The sequence below is a fragment of the Actinomadura chokoriensis genome (assembly GCF_039529475.1).
Lineage (GTDB): Bacteria > Actinomycetota > Actinomycetes > Streptosporangiales > Streptosporangiaceae > Spirillospora > Spirillospora bangladeshensis.
Window position 1 is genome coordinate 1 of the sequence record NZ_BAAAMW010000075.1, and the last position, 1,023, is coordinate 1,023.

The 1,023-nt window shown below is 70.8% G+C and carries 1 protein-coding gene; it reads right to left on the minus strand.

Annotated elements, in window-relative coordinates; genetic code table 11:
* Positions 1 to 22: 22 nt before the first annotated feature.
* The gene (locus tag ABFX46_RS43305) at positions 23 to 916 is read right to left on the minus strand and encodes an IS5 family transposase (protein WP_428831388.1); all 894 of its coding nucleotides are present in this window, start codon (positions 914 to 916) and stop codon (positions 23 to 25) included.
* Between the last annotated feature and the right edge of the window lie 107 nt (positions 917 to 1,023).

A 1,023-nucleotide genomic window follows, 5' to 3' on the forward strand; every position in this document is an offset into this window, starting at 1 on the left:
CTAGGGCCTGTTTCAAAGTTGATCAGAGCCACTCGTTGATGGCGGCGATGTGGACGGTGGCTTGGTAGCGGACGGCGAGTTTGTCGAACCTGGTGGCCAGGGCTCGGTGGCGTTTGAGCCGGTTGATGCCGCACTCCACCGCATGACGCTCGCGGTAGTCGACCGGATCGAACCGCGGTGGCCGACCACCGCGGGCCCCGCGCCGTAGCCGGTGGCCAGCCTGGTCGGCCGGTTCGGGGATCGTGGCCGCGATGCCCCGCCGCCGCAGATGGGCCCGGATCGCCCTGGAGGAGTACGCCTTGTCCGCGCGCACCCGTTCGGGCCGGGTGCGGGGATGCCCGCCGCCGACGCGGGCGACCCTGATCCCGGCCATGACCGCCTCGAACTGGGGCGCGTCGCCCCGCTGCCCGGCGGTGACCACCACAGACAACGGCTTTTGGCCCTGCTCGCAGGCCAGATGCAGCTTGGTCGACAACCCGCCCCGCGAACGCCCTAGCGCGTGATCGTGGGGCTCGGTCGTTGTTCCGCCGGGCGGTTCGGTCTGCTTGTCGCCGTGGCGGCGGGCTCCGGCCGCGTGCTGATGGGCGCGCAGGACGGTGGAGTCCACACCGACCTGCCAGCCGATCAGCCCGGCGGCGTCGGCCCGTGCTTGCAGCCGGGCCAGGATGTCGGCCCAGGTGCCGTCGCGTTGCCAGCGGCGGAACAGCGAGTACACCGCCTGCCAGGAGCCGTAGCAGGCGGGCACGTCCCGCCACGGCGCACCGACACGCACCCGCCAGCGGATGCCGTCGATGAGCTGCCGCTTGGTCCATTTCGAGGGCCGGCCCGGACGTCTGGGGGCGGGCAGCAGGGGTTCCAGCCGCGCCCATTGCTCATCGGTCAGGTCGAACCGCCTCGTCACCGCTAGGGTGGCCACGAGGTCTCCGGTGTTGTTCTTCTTGGTCGATGAACGCTCTACCGGAGACCTCACCGCGTCCGGCGCACGACACGCCGCCACTCATCTCACTTCGAAACAGGCCCTAG